At 65.4% G+C, this 16325-nt stretch carries 15 protein-coding genes, 1 tRNA gene and 2 pseudogenes; 4 read left to right on the forward strand and 14 right to left on the reverse strand.

The genetic code is table 11. From position 1 onward, the window contains the following. Positions 1-425: 425 nt before the first annotated feature. Complete coding sequence (locus tag H6A15_RS08285; protein ID WP_204673283.1) at positions 426-1121, reverse strand: response regulator transcription factor; 696 nt, start codon at positions 1119-1121, stop codon at positions 426-428. 201 nt (positions 1122-1322) lie between these two features. Here H6A15_RS08285 and H6A15_RS08290 point away from each other — a divergent pair, with 201 nt between their 5' ends. Next, entirely contained in the window at positions 1323-2708 is a 1386-nt protein-coding gene (locus H6A15_RS08290; protein WP_204673284.1) for a D-alanyl-D-alanine carboxypeptidase family protein, read from the forward strand. 376 nt (positions 2709-3084) lie between these two features. Here H6A15_RS08290 and H6A15_RS08295 read toward each other — a convergent pair whose 3' ends face one another. The 8 genes and pseudogenes from H6A15_RS08295 to metG all read right to left on the reverse strand — a co-directional run bounded on the left by H6A15_RS08295 (position 3085) and on the right by metG (position 9433). Then, positions 3085-4026 carry a PHP domain-containing protein gene (locus H6A15_RS08295; protein WP_204673285.1) on the reverse strand — a complete coding sequence of 314 codons (942 nt, stop codon included), beginning with the start codon at positions 4024-4026 and terminating at the stop codon, positions 3085-3087. Positions 4027-4064: 38 nt separating this feature from the next. Further along, positions 4065-4547, reverse strand: a complete 483-nt coding sequence (locus tag H6A15_RS08300) for a GNAT family N-acetyltransferase (protein ID WP_204673286.1) — start codon at positions 4545-4547, stop codon at positions 4065-4067. Positions 4548-4559: 12 nt separating this feature from the next. Further along, positions 4560-4691, reverse strand: a complete 132-nt coding sequence (locus H6A15_RS10575; protein WP_275060846.1) for a hypothetical protein — start codon at positions 4689-4691, stop codon at positions 4560-4562. A gap of 87 nt (positions 4692-4778) precedes the next feature. Next, a pseudogene (locus H6A15_RS10465) lies at positions 4779-4859 on the reverse strand (phosphonate C-P lyase system protein PhnL); the annotation flags it as partial. An 83-nt stretch (positions 4860-4942) separates the two neighbouring features. Continuing rightward, positions 4943-5530: pseudogene (locus H6A15_RS10470) on the reverse strand (amidohydrolase family protein); the annotation flags it as partial. 64 nt (positions 5531-5594) lie between these two features. Next, entirely contained in the window at positions 5595-6641 is a 1047-nt protein-coding gene (locus H6A15_RS08310) for a TatD family hydrolase (RefSeq protein WP_204673287.1), read from the reverse strand. Continuing rightward, entirely contained in the window at positions 6641-7537 is an 897-nt protein-coding gene (gene rsmA / locus H6A15_RS08315) for a 16S rRNA (adenine(1518)-N(6)/adenine(1519)-N(6))-dimethyltransferase RsmA (protein ID WP_204673288.1), read from the reverse strand. The genes H6A15_RS08310 and rsmA overlap by 1 nt, the downstream gene beginning before the upstream one ends. 273 nt (positions 7538-7810) lie before the next feature. Continuing rightward, positions 7811-9433 carry a methionine--tRNA ligase gene (metG, locus tag H6A15_RS08320; protein ID WP_204673289.1) on the reverse strand — a complete coding sequence of 541 codons (1623 nt, stop codon included), beginning with the start codon at positions 9431-9433 and terminating at the stop codon, positions 7811-7813. Positions 9434-9695: 262 nt separating this feature from the next. On the opposite strand from metG, the gene H6A15_RS08325 reads away from it, so the two are divergent. From H6A15_RS08325 to rsmI, 3 genes are all read left to right on the forward strand, one after another. Then, a tRNA-Phe gene (locus tag H6A15_RS08325) sits at positions 9696-9771 on the forward strand. A 77-nt stretch (positions 9772-9848) separates the two neighbouring features. Beyond that, positions 9849-10913 carry a glycoside hydrolase family 5 protein gene (locus H6A15_RS08330; RefSeq protein WP_204673290.1) on the forward strand — a complete coding sequence of 355 codons (1065 nt, stop codon included), beginning with the start codon at positions 9849-9851 and terminating at the stop codon, positions 10911-10913. A 77-nt stretch (positions 10914-10990) separates the two neighbouring features. After that, entirely contained in the window at positions 10991-11890 is a 900-nt protein-coding gene (gene rsmI, locus H6A15_RS08335; protein WP_204673309.1) for a 16S rRNA (cytidine(1402)-2'-O)-methyltransferase, read from the forward strand. A gap of 451 nt (positions 11891-12341) precedes the next feature. Here rsmI and H6A15_RS08345 read toward each other — a convergent pair whose 3' ends face one another. From H6A15_RS08345 to H6A15_RS08365, 5 genes are read right to left on the reverse strand one after another with little or no spacing between them, the layout of a single operon-like run. Beyond that, a complete protein-coding gene (locus tag H6A15_RS08345; RefSeq protein WP_204673291.1) occupies positions 12342-12830 on the reverse strand; it encodes a hypothetical protein in 489 nt (162 codons plus the stop codon). A 6-nt stretch (positions 12831-12836) separates the two neighbouring features. Then, positions 12837-14876, reverse strand: a complete 2040-nt coding sequence (locus tag H6A15_RS08350; RefSeq protein WP_204673292.1) for a hypothetical protein — start codon at positions 14874-14876, stop codon at positions 12837-12839. Then, complete coding sequence (locus H6A15_RS08355; RefSeq protein ID WP_204673293.1) at positions 14848-15366, reverse strand: TadE/TadG family type IV pilus assembly protein; 519 nt, start codon at positions 15364-15366, stop codon at positions 14848-14850. Before H6A15_RS08355 ends, H6A15_RS08350 begins: the two co-directional genes overlap by 29 nt. Beyond that, a complete protein-coding gene (locus tag H6A15_RS08360) occupies positions 15323-15568 on the reverse strand; it encodes a hypothetical protein (protein WP_239462468.1) in 246 nt (81 codons plus the stop codon). The genes H6A15_RS08355 and H6A15_RS08360 overlap by 44 nt, the downstream gene beginning before the upstream one ends. A gap of 52 nt (positions 15569-15620) precedes the next feature. Next, positions 15621-16187: a hypothetical protein gene (locus tag H6A15_RS08365; RefSeq protein ID WP_204673294.1), complete on the reverse strand. Its 567-nt coding sequence runs from the start codon at positions 16185-16187 to the stop codon at positions 15621-15623. Between the last annotated feature and the right edge of the window lie 138 nt (positions 16188-16325).

A 16325-nucleotide genomic window follows, 5' to 3' on the forward strand; every position in this document is an offset into this window, starting at 1 on the left:
CCGACGAGACGCGGCCTACGAAAGACTTGCTTAATACTTGGTGGCAAGCAGGGCTGTTCTATATACCGCCCGTTTTGCGGCGCATTCGGCATGCCGAGACAGCAGTCGGCCGGCCTTCCCGCCAAAAGGAAGGCCGGCCGAACGTTGAGCCTCGCCTCTGCCACCCAGCAGAGCCATGCATACGGCAGCGCGAGGGAACGGGCCGTGACGTCGCCGTCCCCCAGATGACGCATGGCCGAACGACTTACTTTTCTTCGTAGAGCTCGATGATGGCGTCGTCCTTCACCACGAACGCCAGACGCACCCCCTCGCCGAGCGCCTCGGGGCCGAAGATGACGCGATCGGCATCGTCGGCATATCGGTCAAGATCGTCGACCTTATCGCCTCACGACGAGCGGCAGATAGCGTCTGGGAGCGTATTTCGCCTACTCGATGGTGTAGCCTACGCCCCAGATATTCTTGATGTAGCGAGGGTTCTGGGCGTCGTCGCCGATCTTCTCGCGAAGATGGCGAATGTGGACCATCACGGTGTTGTTCGAGGTCGACATGAACTCTTCGCCCCAGACCGCACGGAAGAGCTCCTCGACCGGCACCACCTTGCCGCGGTGCTCCACAAGGTAGAGCAGGATCGAATATTCGAGCGGCGTGGTCCGCACGGGCTTCTCGTCAACGGTCACCGAGCGCGCGTCACGATTGATGGTGAGCCCGTTTACCGAGAGCAGCTGCGAGTCTTCTGCCTGCACGCGGCTGCCATAGCTGGTGTAGCGCCTCAGCTGAGCCTTCACGCGCGCCACGAGCTCGAGAGGACGAAACGGCTTGACCACGTAGTCGTCGGCGCCCAGCGTGAGCCCCTCGATCTTATCGGTCTGCGAATCGCGCGCGGTGAGCATGATCACGGGATAGGTGTGCTCGGCACGAATGGTGCGCAGGAGCTCGTAGCCGTCGATATCCGGAAGCATGATGTCGAGGATCGCCAGATCGAACTCTTGCGAGAGGATGGCGCGCGCCGCGTCGGCGCCGTTGTAGGCCAACGTGACCTCGTAGCCCTCGTTGCGCAGATAGATGCCAACAAGGTCGGTGATGGTCTTCTCGTCATCAACAACAAGGATTCTCGTATTCACAGCGTGCCCCCTTCTCGCCCCATTATGCCCGACGCATCGCATCGGACATGCCAAGGCCGGAAGACTTTAAGCTTACTTTAAGCCCGGTCTTGAGACCTCGCAAAGCATCCATAACCTCGGTATACTTTTCGCAGCCACGCAGCCGAGGCGTCCAAGCCCGGCGCCCGCACATGGCCGCACCCGTGAGAAAGACCGACATCCATGACCGAACTCAGCAACGCACCACACCGTCGCAACAGCTCACTCCCACGCACAGGCAGCCGCATTGCGGCAGCCGCCTTTGTCGCCATGCTCGTTGCCGGCTCCCCGGCCTCCGCATGGGCACAAATCCAACGTGCCGACCTCGTCTGCGGAGAAGCGGCATCAGACCGTGGCATCCAGGATGCCGACCTCCCCAACATCAGCGCCCCCAGCGCGCTGGTCGCCACCGATGACGGCCAGGTCCTCTACGCCCGGAGCGCCAGCGAGCAGCGCGAGATCGCCTCGATCACCAAGATCATGACCGCCATCGTGGCGCTTGAGAATGCGCCGCTCGACACCGTCGTCACGGTCGATGAGGCCGCGGCGACGGTCGGCGAGTCCTCCGCGGGACTCCGCGAGGGGGAGACCCTCACGCTTGAAGATGCCTTGCGCGGCCTGATGGTCCCGTCGGGCAACGACGCCGCCATGGCCATCGCCTCCACGCTCGGCCCGCTTCTCGATCCGTCGACGGCGGATCCACTCGCCACGTTCGTGGACGCCATGAACGCCAAGGCCGCCGAGCTCGGCATGGCAGACACGCTCTTCACCAATCCCCACGGCCTCGACTTCGACGACTGGGAGGGCGACCTGCACTCAACCGCCTCGGACGTCGCGCTCATGGTCGCCTACGCCATGCGCAACGACACGTTCCGCTCAATCGTGGGGTCCGGAGCCACGAGCATCCAGGTGACCTCGGCGGACGGGACTCCCCGCACGGTCGAGCTTCGTGAAGCGAACCTGCTGCTAGGCGTCGAAGGCAACATAGGCGTGAAGACGGGAACCACCGAAGACGCGGGCGCCTGCTTCGCGGGGGCCTTCGACCGCGATGGAAACGAGATCTATACCGTGGTTCTTGGAGACCCCATGACCTCGGGGGCCGAGTCGTGGGCCGACGACACGCGATTCGTCGACACCATGACCCTGGCGGACTGGTACTACGATCACACGGAAAACGTGCCGGCCGTCACATCCAGCAGAACCACCTTGGCCGGCGAGCAGCTTGTCGCACGCGCCACCCACACCGACTGGTCTGACAAGTCGGTCGATGTAATTGCCGCCGACCCCGCCGCCACCGCTTCGCTGTTCACCTTGGGCGACGAAGCCCAGATGACATGCGATCTGGCATCCTTTTCGGGAGATGTCCATGTCGGAGATCCTGCCGGCACCCTGACCATCACCCAAGACGGGCAGTCCGTCGCCGAAGTTGAGCTCGTCTCCGCCGAGGACGTGGCGGCGCCCAACCCCGTGGAATGGGTGCTGGTCCAACTCGATCGGCTGGTGCGCACCCTCACCGGCGAGCCTACCGCCGCGCCTGAAGAGGTCTTCGCAACCGCACCCGAGGTGTAGCGGCACCGGAAGAGCCGCGACGGCTCCTCCGCGACGCCCGCGTTGCCCCAACCAGCGAGGCCCCATCGGCAGGGGCCCAATCAGCAGAATCCCCATCAACGAGACCCATCGGCAGACACCCACCGGCATCTTCCTATGCAAAACGGACGCTTTCACAAACTTGTATAGCAAAATGGACGCTAACAGCCAAAAATCCAAGGCTTAGCGTCCATTCTGCATCACAAGTTGAAACGCCGCGGGAACGCCGCAGGAAACAATGCGTCCGAGGCGCTACGGGGACCGATGTGCCATCGAGCTTGCATGCAGCAAGGGCTGAAGGGCGTGAGAGTCATGCCGCCGTGTGTGGAAGGCAGCGCCTCTCGAGCGGCATGGGACCTCAGCCGAGCTCTGCCTCACGTTCAAAGAGCTCCGCCACGGCACCTCCCGCCTCGTCCGGGGCGATGCAACGCACACCGACGCCGGAAGGGGCGCCGTTGCGGCCGTGATAGTCGCTGCCTCCGGTCATGAAAAGACCGTACTCACTTGCCAGCCCGCGCGAGCGCTCCTCGTCGTCGGGGCCGTGGTCTGGGTGATACACCTCGATGCCCAAAAGGCCCGCATCGACCAACTCTGGCACCAATGACCATGAATCCATCTGGGCGGGGTGCGCCAGCACGGGAACGCCGCCCTGCTCACGAATGGCTCGCACGGCGTCTGTCGCCTCGGGATATCCGATGTCGCGCACTGCAATGCCCGACCCTTTGAAGATGCTGCGATAGATGCGCTGATACGAGGGGTCGGTATAGGGAAGATGGGTGAGGGCCTCCATGATGTGCTGCTTATAGGGAGCGGTCCCGTCTGAGCAGACGCGCTCAAGGGCATCGAGCGAGAAGGACGGGTCGCACAGCTCGGCGTCGGCCACGCAGGCCAAGGCGAGCGCCTCGCGCGGGTCCTCGCCGCCGCGCAGCGTCCTCACAATGGTCCACGCCTGCCAAAGCGTGTTCGCTGCCCGGGCGTTGAGGGTGGGCGCGACCAGGCGCTCAAGCGGGCCGGACCCATCTCGGGTCGCCTCAAGCCCGAAGCCCAGGATATGCACCTTTCGCCCCGTGGCAGAACATGCCGCCGACACCTCGACGCCAGCCAGCACGGGAAACCCTGCCGCGCGCGCTTGGGAGCGCACGGCGGAGAGCTGCGTCAGGCTGTCGTGGTCTGTCACCGCCATGCCGGCGAGCCCCACGGCGCGGGCCCGGTCGATCAGCTCCCCCACCGAGCAGGAGCCGTCAGAAAAAACCGAATGGTTGTGCAGGTCATACGAACCGGCAGCCTCGTGTCCACACATCGAAGATCCCTCCTGTCTTTCGATGAATCCGACCGGTACTAGAGCGGCATCGTTAAGTGGAGGTGGGTCCTGGCCATCCCCTCTCGCTCGTAGAAGCGATGGGCGTCCGTACGAGCGAGATTCGAGGTGACCTCGATGAGCTCGCAGCCCGCCTCGCAGGCGATCTCGCGGGCACGTCGAAGCAGCCGTGCTCCGATTCGCCGACCGCGTGCCTTGCCACCGACCACGCATTCGAGCACCTCGGCGACGGGGCGCTCGTGATGCAGCCTTGAGGAGATCTGCAGATTGAGCATGCCTTCGACCTCGTCTTCATGCTCGAAGACGAGGCATGTATGGCTCGCGTCGGCGAGCTGGCTCTCGAAGCGTCGGCAGAATGAGTCGTAGTCGAACTCAGTGCGCTCGAGATCGCAGATGAGCCGATGGAGCGCACGAGCATCGGAAGCCGTCGCCACGCGAATCGTCCCCTCCTCCACAGGAGGACGATGCCCCGCGAAGGCGCCGTCCGCATCACTTCTCACCATGAACCACCCGCTTCACTCGGTCACGAAACCCCCTGCCTGCATATTGTATTCGCGATCGCAGACGCCTTCCATGAACTCGAGGTCGTGGAAGATGCCGAGCATCGTGGTTCCCCCGGCCTTGAGCTGCTCGATCAGGTCGCGCACGCGCACCTTGCTCGCGTTGTCGAGGCTCGCCGTGGGTTCGTCGAGCAGCAGCAGGCGCGGTCGGCACACCATGGCGCGGGCGATGTTGAGGCGCAGCTTCTCACCGCCCGAAAAGGTGTTGGGATAGAGGTCCCACAGCTCACGGGGGAACGCGAAATGCTCGAGCATGCGCGTGGTCTCCGCCTCAACGGCCTCGGGGTCGCTGAACGCCTCGGCAGCGCCGGATACCACATGCGCGAAACGACGCGGCCGTCCACGAGCGTCGCCGTGATCACCGGATAGGAGCGCTGTCCCTCTTCGACCTCGCGGACAACGAGGATGTCTGCCTTCTTGCCCTCTTCCAAGCTCCCCAGGTCGGCGTCGATCTTCACCGCGCGCGCCGGATTGATGGTGAGCATGGCAAACGCCTGCTCAAGCGGGAGCTTGAAGTCGTGGTGCAGCACAAAGGCGCTTTGCAGCATGGCCGTTGGGTAGTAGTCCGAGCACAGCGCGCGGGCCACGCCCGAGCGCACGGCGTCACGGGCGGAGAGGTTTCCCGAATGGCTCTTGCCCAGAAGGATGTTCGGCGTTCCCATGACGGTATACATGCCGCGCTCGCAGGCGGCGGCAGCAACCTCTTGAGAGATGGGGAACTCTGAAATGGTGCACCCGAGCTCGCGCATGAGGTCGAGCTTCTCGACAGAGTCGTCATCGTGGCTCGCAAGCGCGATTCCCTGCCTCGAGGCGAGCTCTGCGAGATAGGAGAGCTGCTCGAAGGACAGCTTGGGGGCGTCCTGCTGCGCCCGGGCGATCTGCGCCATCCACCCCGAGGCCACCGAGCAGGACATGCGCGGCACCATACGGCGCCTGGACACGCGCTGCCACGAGGCGCTTGACGAACTTGATTGGTAAAGGGCAGACGAGCTAGCCGAACAGGCGGAGGCTGTTCTCCCACGCCGAGCGCGCTATCGCGACGGGATCCTCGCCGGTGCGCTCGGCACGGTCCCGGCAAAGCGCCTCCTGCGTGAGGGCGATCATGGCGGGCTCGCACTCCAGCCCACGGATGGGCTCGGGCGCCATATAGGGGCAGTCCGTCTCGAAGACAATGCGGTCGAGGGGTGCGGCGGCAAAGGCCTCGCGAACCTCTTCGTTGCCCTTAAACGTCGCCGCCCCGCCAAAGGCGATGGAGCAGCCCAGCTCGACGAAGCGCTCCATGGTGGCGCGGTCTTCGCCAAAACAGTGGAGCACGCAGCCCGCCTTGGGCACGCCGACCTCTTGAAGCACCCTGTAGGCGTCCGCATGGGCGGCGCGCGCCTCGTCTGCAGGATCGTTTCTTAGATGAAGCTCCACGGGAAGCTCGCGCTCCACGGCAACCGCCAGCTGACGCGCCATGCAGGCCATCTGCACATCATGTGGAGCCGCCTCGATGTCGTCCTCGGCATCGAAATGGTAGTCGAGGCCGATCTCCCCCACACCGAGGCAGAGCGGGTCTTCGAGCGCCTCGAGCACCTGCCCATGCACCTCATCGGTATAGCGGGGCGCGCCATAGGGGTGGACGCCCGCGAGATAGCCCACATGGCCGAAGAGCTCGCGCTCACCCCGAGACGGCCCCGGCAGGCCCCCTTCGTCAGAGGGTCGCAGCGCGTCGTCCGCCGCTGCCAGCCAGCCCTCCAGCAGCGCGTGAAAGTCGGCGGCGGTAGGGGCCGTGCGTGCATCCGCCAGAGGATCCCAGATGCTCACCAGCCTCCTCACGCCCGCCCTGGCGGCGCGCGCGAGGGCAAAGACGGGGTCGACGCGCCAGAAGCTCATGAGGTGGGCGTGGGTGTCGGAGATGGGGGCGAGCGGGGTGGGAAGGTGGACGGCGCGGGCCTTTTTGAGATAGGCGAGCTCAAGATGCCGCTCGAGAGCGGGGTCGCCTCCCGCGGCTTGCTCCACCAAGGCGACCTGGCCCGATGTTCCCTTCTTGGCCATCAAGCATCAACCTCCCTGCCAGCCAGGCTCTCGAGAGCGCGTGCGAGCCGGATAAAGTCTTCAACGGAGAGCGTCTCGGCGCGCGCGGTCGGAGCGATGCCGGCGGACTCGAAGGCGGCATCGAGCGCCCGCTTATCAAATCCGTTCGCACCCATAGAGTTCCGGATGGTCTTGCGACGTTGGGCGAAGGCGGCATCGACCACGCGCCCGACCGCGCGGGGGTCGAGCGATGCCCCCGAAGAACCGTCGCCGCCCTCGGCGGGGCGGCATCGGTCGATGCGCACCACGGCAGAGTCCACATGCGGAGCCGGCATGAAGCAGCGCGGCGGCACCTCGAAGCGCCCCGTCACCGTGCCATACAGCGAAAGCTTCACGGTATAGGCGCCGAATGCCTTCGTGCCCGGACAGGCGGCGATGCGGTCGGCCACCTCCTTTTGCACCATGACCACGGCGCGCCTGAGCGACGGCATGGTCTCGAAATACTGAAGGATGATCGTTGCCGCCACGTTATAAGGCAGGTTCGCCACGAAGACCTCGGGCTCGCCGCCCGCAGCACCCGCTATCAAGGCGGGAGAGACCTTCAACGCGTCGCCCATGATGTAGCGGAAGTTGTCGTGGTCGGCGGCGTGCGCGTCGAGCACCGGCTCGAGCGTCGCGTCCATCTCGATCGAGACCACGCGCGCGGCCTCCTGCACCAGCGCCAACGTAAGCGTGCCGATGCCGGGGCCGACCTCGAGCACCCGCTCCGTCCCGTCGAGCTCGGCAAGCTGGCAGATGTGCTCGATCACATGGTTGTCGATCAAGAAGTTCTGCCCCAGCCGATGCTTCGTGGCAAGGCCGAACTCATCAAGCAGCTCTCGCGTAGCGGAAAGGTTCGCAAGGGGCGAGGTGGTCATGGCGGTCTCCTATCTCATGCATAGCGCGAACATCATATCCGACAGGCACGGCGACGTCGCGGCCATCCTCGAAAGCGCATGGATTGTCGACGCGCACTCCGCATGGGACGCTGGCAGCACGCCGGCAAGGGTGATGCCCGCCCCCATGCGCAAGCACCTCCGGACTCGGGCTTTACCGGCGCAGCCGCCTGCACCTTGCCCTCATCCGGAGGCGCTCCTCTTCATCTAGCTCGAAACAGTCCGGACCGGCCCGCGCTCCTCGAACGTCTGCCGCTAGTCGACAAGACGCGGGAAGAGGGGATCGCCCTTCTCCACCGGCGCGCCTCCGGCGAGCCCGCCCCACGCGCAGGCGGAGGCAAGGTCTGCCGTAGGCTCGGTCGCGAGCGACAGGCGGCGGCGCACCTCGGCGGAAATGCTCGGCATGAAGGGGTCGTAGAGCTCCGAGGCGATTCGTATGACCTCGAGCAGATTCCAGATGACAAGCGCGAGCTCGTCGGCCTTCTCGGGATCTTTCGCAAGCGCCCAGGGCGCCATGTCCTCAATGTAGTGATTTGCAGCCGATACGATCGAAAGCACCTCGGAGGCGGCCCCGCCGTAGTCCATGGCCTTCATGCGCTCGGCATAACGCTCAAAGATGCCCCGGCAGGCATCGCGCAGCGGGGAGGGCTCATCGAACGACGCGGGGCGCGCCGGTGCGCAGCCGTCAAAGTACTTTGCGCTCATGTTGAGCGTGCGCGAGACGAGGTTTCCCCAGCTGTTGGCTAGATCGGCGTTGTAGACCTGGCGCATACGCCCCCAGCTGATGGGCGCATCTGTGCCGTGCACCACGTCGCTCATGAAGTAGTAGCGGTAGGCGTCGACCCCTAGAAGGTCGATGACCTCCTCGGGAGCGATGGCGTTGCCGCGGCTCTTGGACATCTTCTCGATCTTGCCGGTCTCCTCGTTGCGCACCGTCAAGAATCCGTGCACGAACACGCGCTCGGGAAGCGGCAGCCCGGCAGCCATGAGCAGGGCGGGCCAGATCACGCAGTGGAAGCGGATGATGTCCTTGCCCACCACATGCACCTGCGCAGGCCAGCGATAGGCGAGCTCGTCCGCCGCGTCCTCGCCCTCTGCGCCGTAGCCCACGGCGGAGAGATAGTTGATGAGCGCGTCGACCCACACGTAGGCGACGTGCTTCTCATCGAAGGGGAACGGCACGCCCCAGTCAAAGGTGGAACGGCTGATAGAGAGGTCCTTGAGGCCGCCCTTCACAAACGAGAGCACCTCGTTGCGGCGCGTCTCGGGCTGGATGAAGTCGGGGTGGGCCTCATAGAAGTCAAGCAGCGGCTGCTGGAACTCGGATAGCTTGAAGAACCAGCTCTCCTCCTGGATGCGCTCGAGCGGGCGGTCGCAGTCGGGGCACAGGGGATGCTCGGGGTCCGCCGGCGCCTCGCCGGCGGCCAAGCGCTCCTCCTCATGATGGTGCACCTGGGTCTCGGTGAAGTAGGTCTCGTCGGGACGGCAATACCAGCCGTCGTAGGCATCCTTATAGATGTAGCCGCGATCGAGCAGCGTCTTCAGAAACTTCTGGACGCCGGCGACGTGGCGCGGCTGGGTGGTGCGAATGAAGTCGTCGTTGGAGATGTTGAGCGTCTTCCACAGATCGCGAAACGCAGGCTCCATGGAGTCGCACCATGCCTGCGGCGAGTCGAAGCCGTTCTTCTCCGCCGCCTCGGCGACCTTCTCGCCATGTTCGTCCATACCCGTGAGGAACTTCACGTCGCAGCCGCAGGCACGCTGGAAGCGAGCCTGGACGTCGGCCATCACGGTGCAGTACGCCGTACCCAGATGGGGCTTGGCATTCACATAGTAGATAGGCGTGGTGATGTAATAGGAAGGCTTGGTGTGCTCCATGTCGTGCGATCCTCTCCCTCATGACGGGCCCTGTTCGCGGCAGCCGAATCGCCTGGCTGCCCGACACATACAGTGGAATATGATACCGCAGGCAAGCAGCGTGAGCGAGTCCGCGCGTCCGCTCCAAACGACTTGGAACCCACCGGGTTCTTTTCTGAGCACGGCGCGCTCATCGCTCCCCGCAAAAAAGTTTTCAAATTTCGCTTGACCCCTTGGAGAGGTTTGGTAAACTAACCTAGCTGCCGTTCGACGGCTGCCTATTGGTCAGATAGCTCAGTTGGTAGAGCAGAGGACTGAAAATCCTCGTGTCGGGGGTTCGACTCCCTCTCTGACCACCATAGATTGTTAAGAGCGCCCGCCGTCAATAGCAGGCGCTCTTTTTGTTTCGCGATGATTCGCTCAGGAAGGAGACGACATGGCGGAAAGGATTCGCGGCGTCAACCTGTCTGGATGGTTCATCCCCGAACCGTGGGTCACCCCGTCGCTGTTCGCGGCAACCGGCGCCTCCAACGAGACCGAGCTTCAGGCCGCCTTGGGTGCCACCACCTACAACGAACATGTTCGCCAGCATTATGAGACCTTTATCTCCGAGGACGACTTTCGCCGCATGTCGGCGATCGGTCTCAATGCGGTGCGCCTGCAGATTCCTTGGTATGCCTTTGGCTCCCAGGGAGAGTCCGAGATCTACATCCCCGTGGTGGACTACATCGACCGCGCCTTCGAATGGTCGGAGAAATACGGCATGAGCGTGCTGCTCGACCTGGCAACCGTGCCGGGCGGGCAGGGCGACTCCAACGACACCGCCTCCACCCCGCGCTCCACGGCGGATTGGCACTCCTCTGCCAACGGCCGCCACATCGCGCTCAGCGTGCTCGAGCGCCTCGCGACGCGCTACGGATCCCGCCCCAACCTTCTGGGCATCGAGCTTCTGGACTCGCCCATCATGAGCGTTCGAAAGAACATCTTTACGATGACCGAGGGCATTCCCAGCCACTATCTGCGCAACTTCTATCGTGACGCGTACGAACTCGTCCGCATGCATATGGACGAGGACAAGATGGTGGTCTTCTCGGCATCGGGACACCCCGGCGCCTGGAAGCATTTCATGCGTGGCTCGCAATATGCCAACGTGTGCATGGATGTGCACCTTTACCACTATCGCGACGAGACCGCCCAGGACATCACCGGCCCGCGCGGCCTCTCCTCGGCGATCGCCCGCAACCGCCGCCTCATCCATGAGGCGCGCCAAGCCGGCTTCCCGGCAATCGTGGGCGAGTGGTCGGGAGCAGCGGTCTTTGCCAACGCATCGGTCACTCCCGAGGGCCGCGCCGCCTACGAGCGCGTGTTCATCTCAAACCAGCTCGCCTCCTTTGGTGACGCACGCGGGTGGTTCTTCCAGACATGGAAGACCGAGCGCCGCATCGCCGCGTGGGATGCCCGCGTCGCCTTGGGCTCGCTCGAACGCGCCATGCTCGACTGACGGGAGCGCCCATGACCTGTGATCGCAGCGGCCAGGCCCTGGCGGCCTCCAGCGGGGCCGCCTCAGAAACCAGCCACATGCGAGGCGCCCGCGGCGGCCTCGTCGTGGTCGGCACGCCCATAGGCAACCTCGGCGACCTCTCCCCGAGAGCCATTCGCGCCTTCGAAGAGGCGGACGCCGTCTGCTGCGAGGATACGCGCGTGACCGGCAAGCTCCTCGCCCACATCGGAGCATCCCGCCCGCTGATCCGCTGCGATGAGAACGTGATCGCATCCCGCGCCCCCGGGCTCATAGAGCGCATGCTCGCCGGCGAGCGCCTCGCCTATGCCTCGGATGCGGGCATGCCCGCCATCTCCGACCCCGGACAGGCCCTCGTCGACGCCGCCCGCGATGCCGGCGTGCCCGTCGAGGTGGTACCCGGCCCCTCCGCCTGCGTAACCGCGCTCGTCGCCTCAGGCATCGCATGCGACCACTTCTTCTTCGAGGGGTTCCTCCCCCGCAAGGAGGGGGAACGGCTGCGGCGCCTCACCGCCCTCGCCCCCATACCGGGAGCGCTCATCTTCTATGAGTCCCCCCATCGCATCGGCGACACGCTCGATGCCCTCGCGCAGGTCTTCCCCACGCGCATCGTCGCGCTCTGCCGCGAGCTCACCAAGCTCCACGAGGAGGTCCTGCGCGCCCCCGCACCGGAGCTCGCCCAGCAGGTGCGCGAGCGCGCCGACGTGCGGGGCGAGATGGTCATCGTGGTCTCCGCCCCCAAGCAAGGCGAGGACATGCCCGCCCTCGCCGCCGCGTCGGTCCCCGAAGACCCCGAGGCGGCGCTCCGACGCGACATCCAAGAGGCGCTTGAGGCTGGCGAGCCGGCATCCGGCATCGCGAAACGGCTCTCGCAGCGCTATTCACGTCGCCGCCGAGACGTGTATGCCCTCGTGCTCGGCATGCAGGAGCATCGAGGCGCCTCGGAAGATTCCCGATAGCCGCCTGCTCTCCCTGGCATCGGGCTCCAGCGCTCGATCACCGAGGTCGCTTCCGAGCACGCAAGCATTCTTCCGGGCATCACCCCTTCATGGACCTCGACGATGGTGCCCGACGCATCGATGAACGCGACGTCGATGCGCCTTCTCACATGCAGGGTGTGCACGGCGCGGCAGCGCGGAAACCCCACCACAAAGGCTCCCCGCATATGCCAAAGAGCCGGAGAGGCGATGCCCAGCAGCCGCGAGATGAAGCCGGATGCCACCACGAGCCGGGCGGGCATCCAGCCCAGAGCCTCCAATGCACGGCGAAATCCCCAAGGGTCATCGGGCGGGCACCCATGCCCCGGGCGCTCCCGCGGCCCGCCCGCCAAAGACAGACCGTCCCGGGAGAACGCCTTCTCCCTCGCATTGCGAAGAACGGAGGCCGCCCCTCCAAAGGTCGCGTCCCGCCTCACACGATCACCCCCGGTCGCCAGGGGTCTATCGTCACGGGGCGTTCATGCGTCAAAAATGCAGGCGCTCCCAGGGACACCCCCGCGATAGACACACCCGTCGGCCATGGGCGCATGCGCATGACGCAGCGATAGGTGTGAAGCGACCCGACCATAGAGAGCAGAGACGTCCCGCCTCCTCCAGAGGCGCTCTCGCAGGACACCTCGATCTCGACGTCGTATCCGACCATGGCGTCTTCCAGCTGGCTCGCGACCTCCCCCGCAGCAACCGAGCCGGCGTCAGCGCCCTCCGAACCGACAGGCGACACCGCCTGCGCGAGCACGATGTCGGGGGCCACGCGGTCGAACCTCGCCACCGCCGAAGAAAAGAGCATGACATTGTAGACGATGAGCGCAAGCACCATGAGAACGGGGGTCACCACCGCCATCTCGACCGTCGCCTGTGCCCGCGACTCTCCGAGCAGCCGCGCCGCACCGCGCCATTTCATAGGGCATCATCCTCCTGCAACCGGAGCGATCACGTCGCGCAGGCTCACCGTGAGCGGCAGCGACCCTCCGCCCGGCAGCGGAATCTCCGCCAGGGTAAACGTCGCCGACGACAGGTATTCTCCCAGCTCATAGCCGACCGCCTGGGCGATTGCCGCAGGATCGGTGGAGCCCGGCGTGAGGGAGCGCAGCATGCCCTGCACGTCCGACGCCCCCGGTATCCCCGAGCGAGCGACCACGTTTCCGGAATCGGTAAGCACGGGCTTCATGACGCTCAAGTCTACGGGCTCGAACCCAAGGGCGCGCACCGCACCCTCCACACGCTCCCCCATCCACGACGCAATGGGACCAAGGCCAAAAGAGGACAGACCTCCTATCAGGTCGTCCATAAGGGACGCGAGGCCTTCGCCCATATCGCCGTACGCAAGAAGCAGCTCGCCCCATAGCCCCATGACGTCATCGATGAGCCCGGCAGCGCCGCCGCCGGACCGCGAGCTCAGGCTCGAAAAGAATTGGGAGAGAACGTTGTTTTCTGCCGTCGCGGGATCCGGAGCCAGCACCGCCGCAGAAACCGCCCCGCGACGCCCGAGCTCCGTCCCGTCGGCGAACGTGTTCTCCAACTCGTCGGGAGAGGAGACGTCGCCGGAGACCACAAGCGCCAGGGTTCCCTCACGTCCCGGCGGGGCGATCCGCGGGCGCTTTCCCGAAAGCACCGAGAGCGCCTCCTCGAAGCTGTCGCCAGCCTGCTCAGCATGGGTGCGCGCAGCACGCTCCAGCTCGAGCTCGCGGGTACGGCAGGCGGCATATTCATCGAGCGCAAGGGTGAATTCGCGCAGGTGGTATTCAAAGCCGTTGTCTATAGAAGTCGATGCCGCAGGCGTCTTTCCCAAGTCTCCCACGCTAAACCGGCACACTTCGCACTCTCGCGCTCCCCCGGAGTCGATGGCGGCAAGCGCAAGAGACGGTCCCGCCGCCCCCCGCGCCCCGGGACAGGAGGCGCCATAGTGGAGCGTCAGGCTCCCTCCCTCCATGGTCGAAGGCCATGCGGCATCGGTGTACAGCCTGGTGGCGCGCACTTCGGCAGTGTTTCGGGGAAGGAGGGGCACCGTCGAGACCATGGAGCCGCCGACCTCCTCGCAACGGGCCGTCTCGAGCTCTTCGAGCGCATAGGCATAGAAGGAACGGCGGGCGGCCGAGTCGGCCTGGGCCTCAGCGCCCTGCCCCTCTGGCGCCTCGTGCGCGAGCCTCCAGCGATAATATGCGCGGGCGCGCTCGATGCCCACCATGGGCTCCCAGGTAATGCTTGAGGCGAAGTCGGGATTCTCGGCATCCGAGAGCCCCGATAGCTGCGCCGCGCGCTCCTGCATGTTCCTGCCGTCTCGACCGCAGTCGGCGAGCCATGCCGCCTCCTTGGCGCGCGCCGTCTCCTGCGACGCCTCCGAAAGCTCCTGCGCCGCCTCATCGAGCTCCCACGCCTCCTGCTCCAACCGATCGGTGGGAACCTGGTCGCCCTCAAGTGCCGGGAACTCCGATGCGGAGTCGCGGGGAACCGCCAGCGCCGTGCCCGCAAACGAGACGTTGTCAGTTGTCTGCGCGGCACAGGTCCTCGTTCCGTTTGCCGCGACCAGGTACGGCAGCGAGCCCTCCAGCGTTTTGAGGCCCCGAGACGCCGACGTCGCAAATGAGTTGCGCGTCTCGATGAGGCGAATCCCCGCCTCGACGGTCTCATGGGCAAGCGCGTTCGCCCCAGGTATGAGCAAGCCCACCAAGCCGGCACCCGTCACGCACAGGCCGGCGAGTCCCAGGCTCAGTATGCTCGCATCCACGACGGTGGCAGCAGTATGGTACGACGACACCACGTTTGCCCCGGCAAGGGCGCTGGCATCCGCCGCAACCTGCGTATCGCCCGCACGCGACATGCTCCACGTTGCCGTCACCGCCGAGAACAGCAGCGCCAACACCACCAAGATGGACACGGCGGCCGCCAGCGTGGTATAGGCGCCGTCTTCTATAAATAGGTCAATCCCATGCTTGAACCCACGTCTCATAGCTCCCCTCCAGCCATTCCGGCCTCCCCGCATAGGTGACCTCGACCTTGAGCTCGACATCACCCTGCGCATTTCTCGTTCCGAATGCGCCCACAAATGCTCCGAGCACCGGCAGCGGACTCACATGCCCCGTAATCGAAACAGCGACCTCGCCTCCCGTATCCACCGCCGGCGTAAGCTCGATGTCCCACGAGAGCGGACCGCCCGCATGAAAGATCGAGATGTCAGGCACCGCCTCGAGACGGCGAAGCGCAAACGCCTCGCATGCCTCCATCCCCTCTTCCGAGGTGATCATGAGCCGAGCCGTTTGCGATGCCGCCGACTCCATGACGCCCCGGGTGTAGAGCAGACATACCGGCTGCAACGCCAACAGGAGCAGCGTGAGAAAGCACGGCAGCAGCATCGCCGCCTCGACGGTCGCCTGCGCGCACGATTCACGCAGCAGGCTAGAAGAGCGCGATATCCAGCGGCCCGGTGCCCCCAAGCGCATGGGAGGCGGCGTCCTCGACGAGGCGTGCGAGCACTCCGTCCTCCCCGGCATGCCACAGCAGCGCCAAGGTCGTGATGATGGCCATGAGAGCGAACAGCGTGAGCGCATACTCGACGGTGCCCTGGGCGAGCTCCTCAAATGCCGCGCACGACGAGACCCCGCCGGCATGTTCGACCGTCTTCCCAGAACTTGCCTTGGACATGGCATGCTCTCCCTCCTCACCGTCTGGAGCCGTCTCGCCACCCACGGCACGGCTAATACCCCTCATCCATAGCGCCGGGGCGCAGGCGCACGACCTGGGCAGTCGACGATGCGTCCTCGGCATCGGCCCGCACAAGGACCACGTCGACCCAACGGATGTCACGCACTATCGCTCCCCAGACGTTGCCCTTAAGGTCCAGGTATCCGCTGGTGGCCACACGCGCGTCCGTATGGTCGCGGTACGCCTCGAGGATGCCCGTCGCCTGCGACACCAACCCCTCGTCGTCGCTCCACGCGACCGAGACGTCAGCAGAGGCCTCCCCGCCGGCGGCATCGTCCGCGGCGCCGCTGATGCCAGAACCCGTCGATCCCTCCTCTTCACCCGCCTTGCCCTCAGGCGCACCATCCGGCGAATTCACGTCGGCATCTTCCTCGCTGCGGTCGACCTCCGAGGACCCGCTCCCGGCGGCCGAGTCATCCGCCGGGAGCGCTTCGGCATCTGCCGCCCCACCAGAATCAAAGGAGGCGCCCAAGTCGTCGAGAAACGTCTTTGCAGACGAAGCCCGAGCGGATTCGGCAGCATCCTCGACGCGACGGCGGGCAGCATCAAGGCCATCCATGTCATCGGAGACCTCTGCCTCACGATGAGCGGCGCCGCCTGGCCCCGCTAAAGACCCCGCAACCTGCCACGCGAAAAGCGCGGCCACGACACACGCGGCAGGAGGCAGCGCCCAAAGCAGGCGCGACGCGACACGGCG

Origin of the sequence: Enorma phocaeensis, from assembly GCF_016901575.1 — a bacterium.
GTDB classification, from domain to species: domain Bacteria; phylum Actinomycetota; class Coriobacteriia; order Coriobacteriales; family Coriobacteriaceae; genus Limicola; species Limicola phocaeensis_A.

Excerpts from the sequence above, each read along its gene's own strand:
- H6A15_RS08330 (WP_204673290.1), top strand. The coding sequence starts at position 9,849 with ATGGCGGAAAGGATTCGCGGCGTCAACCTGTCTGGATGGTTCATCCCC.
- H6A15_RS08295 (WP_204673285.1), bottom strand. The coding sequence starts at position 4,026 with ATGTGTGGACACGAGGCTGCCGGTTCGTATGACCTGCACAACCATTCG.
- rsmI (WP_204673309.1), top strand. The coding sequence starts at position 10,991 with ATGCGAGGCGCCCGCGGCGGCCTCGTCGTGGTCGGCACGCCCATAGGC.
- rsmA (WP_204673288.1), bottom strand. The coding sequence starts at position 7,537 with ATGACCACCTCGCCCCTTGCGAACCTTTCCGCTACGCGAGAGCTGCTT.
- H6A15_RS08310 (WP_204673287.1), bottom strand. The coding sequence starts at position 6,641 with ATGGCCAAGAAGGGAACATCGGGCCAGGTCGCCTTGGTGGAGCAAGCC.
- H6A15_RS08290 (WP_204673284.1), top strand. The coding sequence starts at position 1,323 with ATGACCGAACTCAGCAACGCACCACACCGTCGCAACAGCTCACTCCCA.
- H6A15_RS08355 (WP_204673293.1), bottom strand. The coding sequence starts at position 15,366 with ATGCGCTTGGGGGCACCGGGCCGCTGGATATCGCGCTCTTCTAGCCTG.
- metG (WP_204673289.1), bottom strand. The coding sequence starts at position 9,433 with ATGGAGCACACCAAGCCTTCCTATTACATCACCACGCCTATCTACTAT.
- H6A15_RS08350 (WP_204673292.1), bottom strand. The coding sequence starts at position 14,876 with ATGAGACGTGGGTTCAAGCATGGGATTGACCTATTTATAGAAGACGGC.
- H6A15_RS08360 (WP_239462468.1), bottom strand. The coding sequence starts at position 15,568 with ATGTCCAAGGCAAGTTCTGGGAAGACGGTCGAACATGCCGGCGGGGTC.
- H6A15_RS08365 (WP_204673294.1), bottom strand. The coding sequence starts at position 16,187 with ATGGATGGCCTTGATGCTGCCCGCCGTCGCGTCGAGGATGCTGCCGAA.
- H6A15_RS08345 (WP_204673291.1), bottom strand. The coding sequence starts at position 12,830 with ATGAAATGGCGCGGTGCGGCGCGGCTGCTCGGAGAGTCGCGGGCACAG.
- H6A15_RS08300 (WP_204673286.1), bottom strand. The coding sequence starts at position 4,547 with ATGGTGAGAAGTGATGCGGACGGCGCCTTCGCGGGGCATCGTCCTCCT.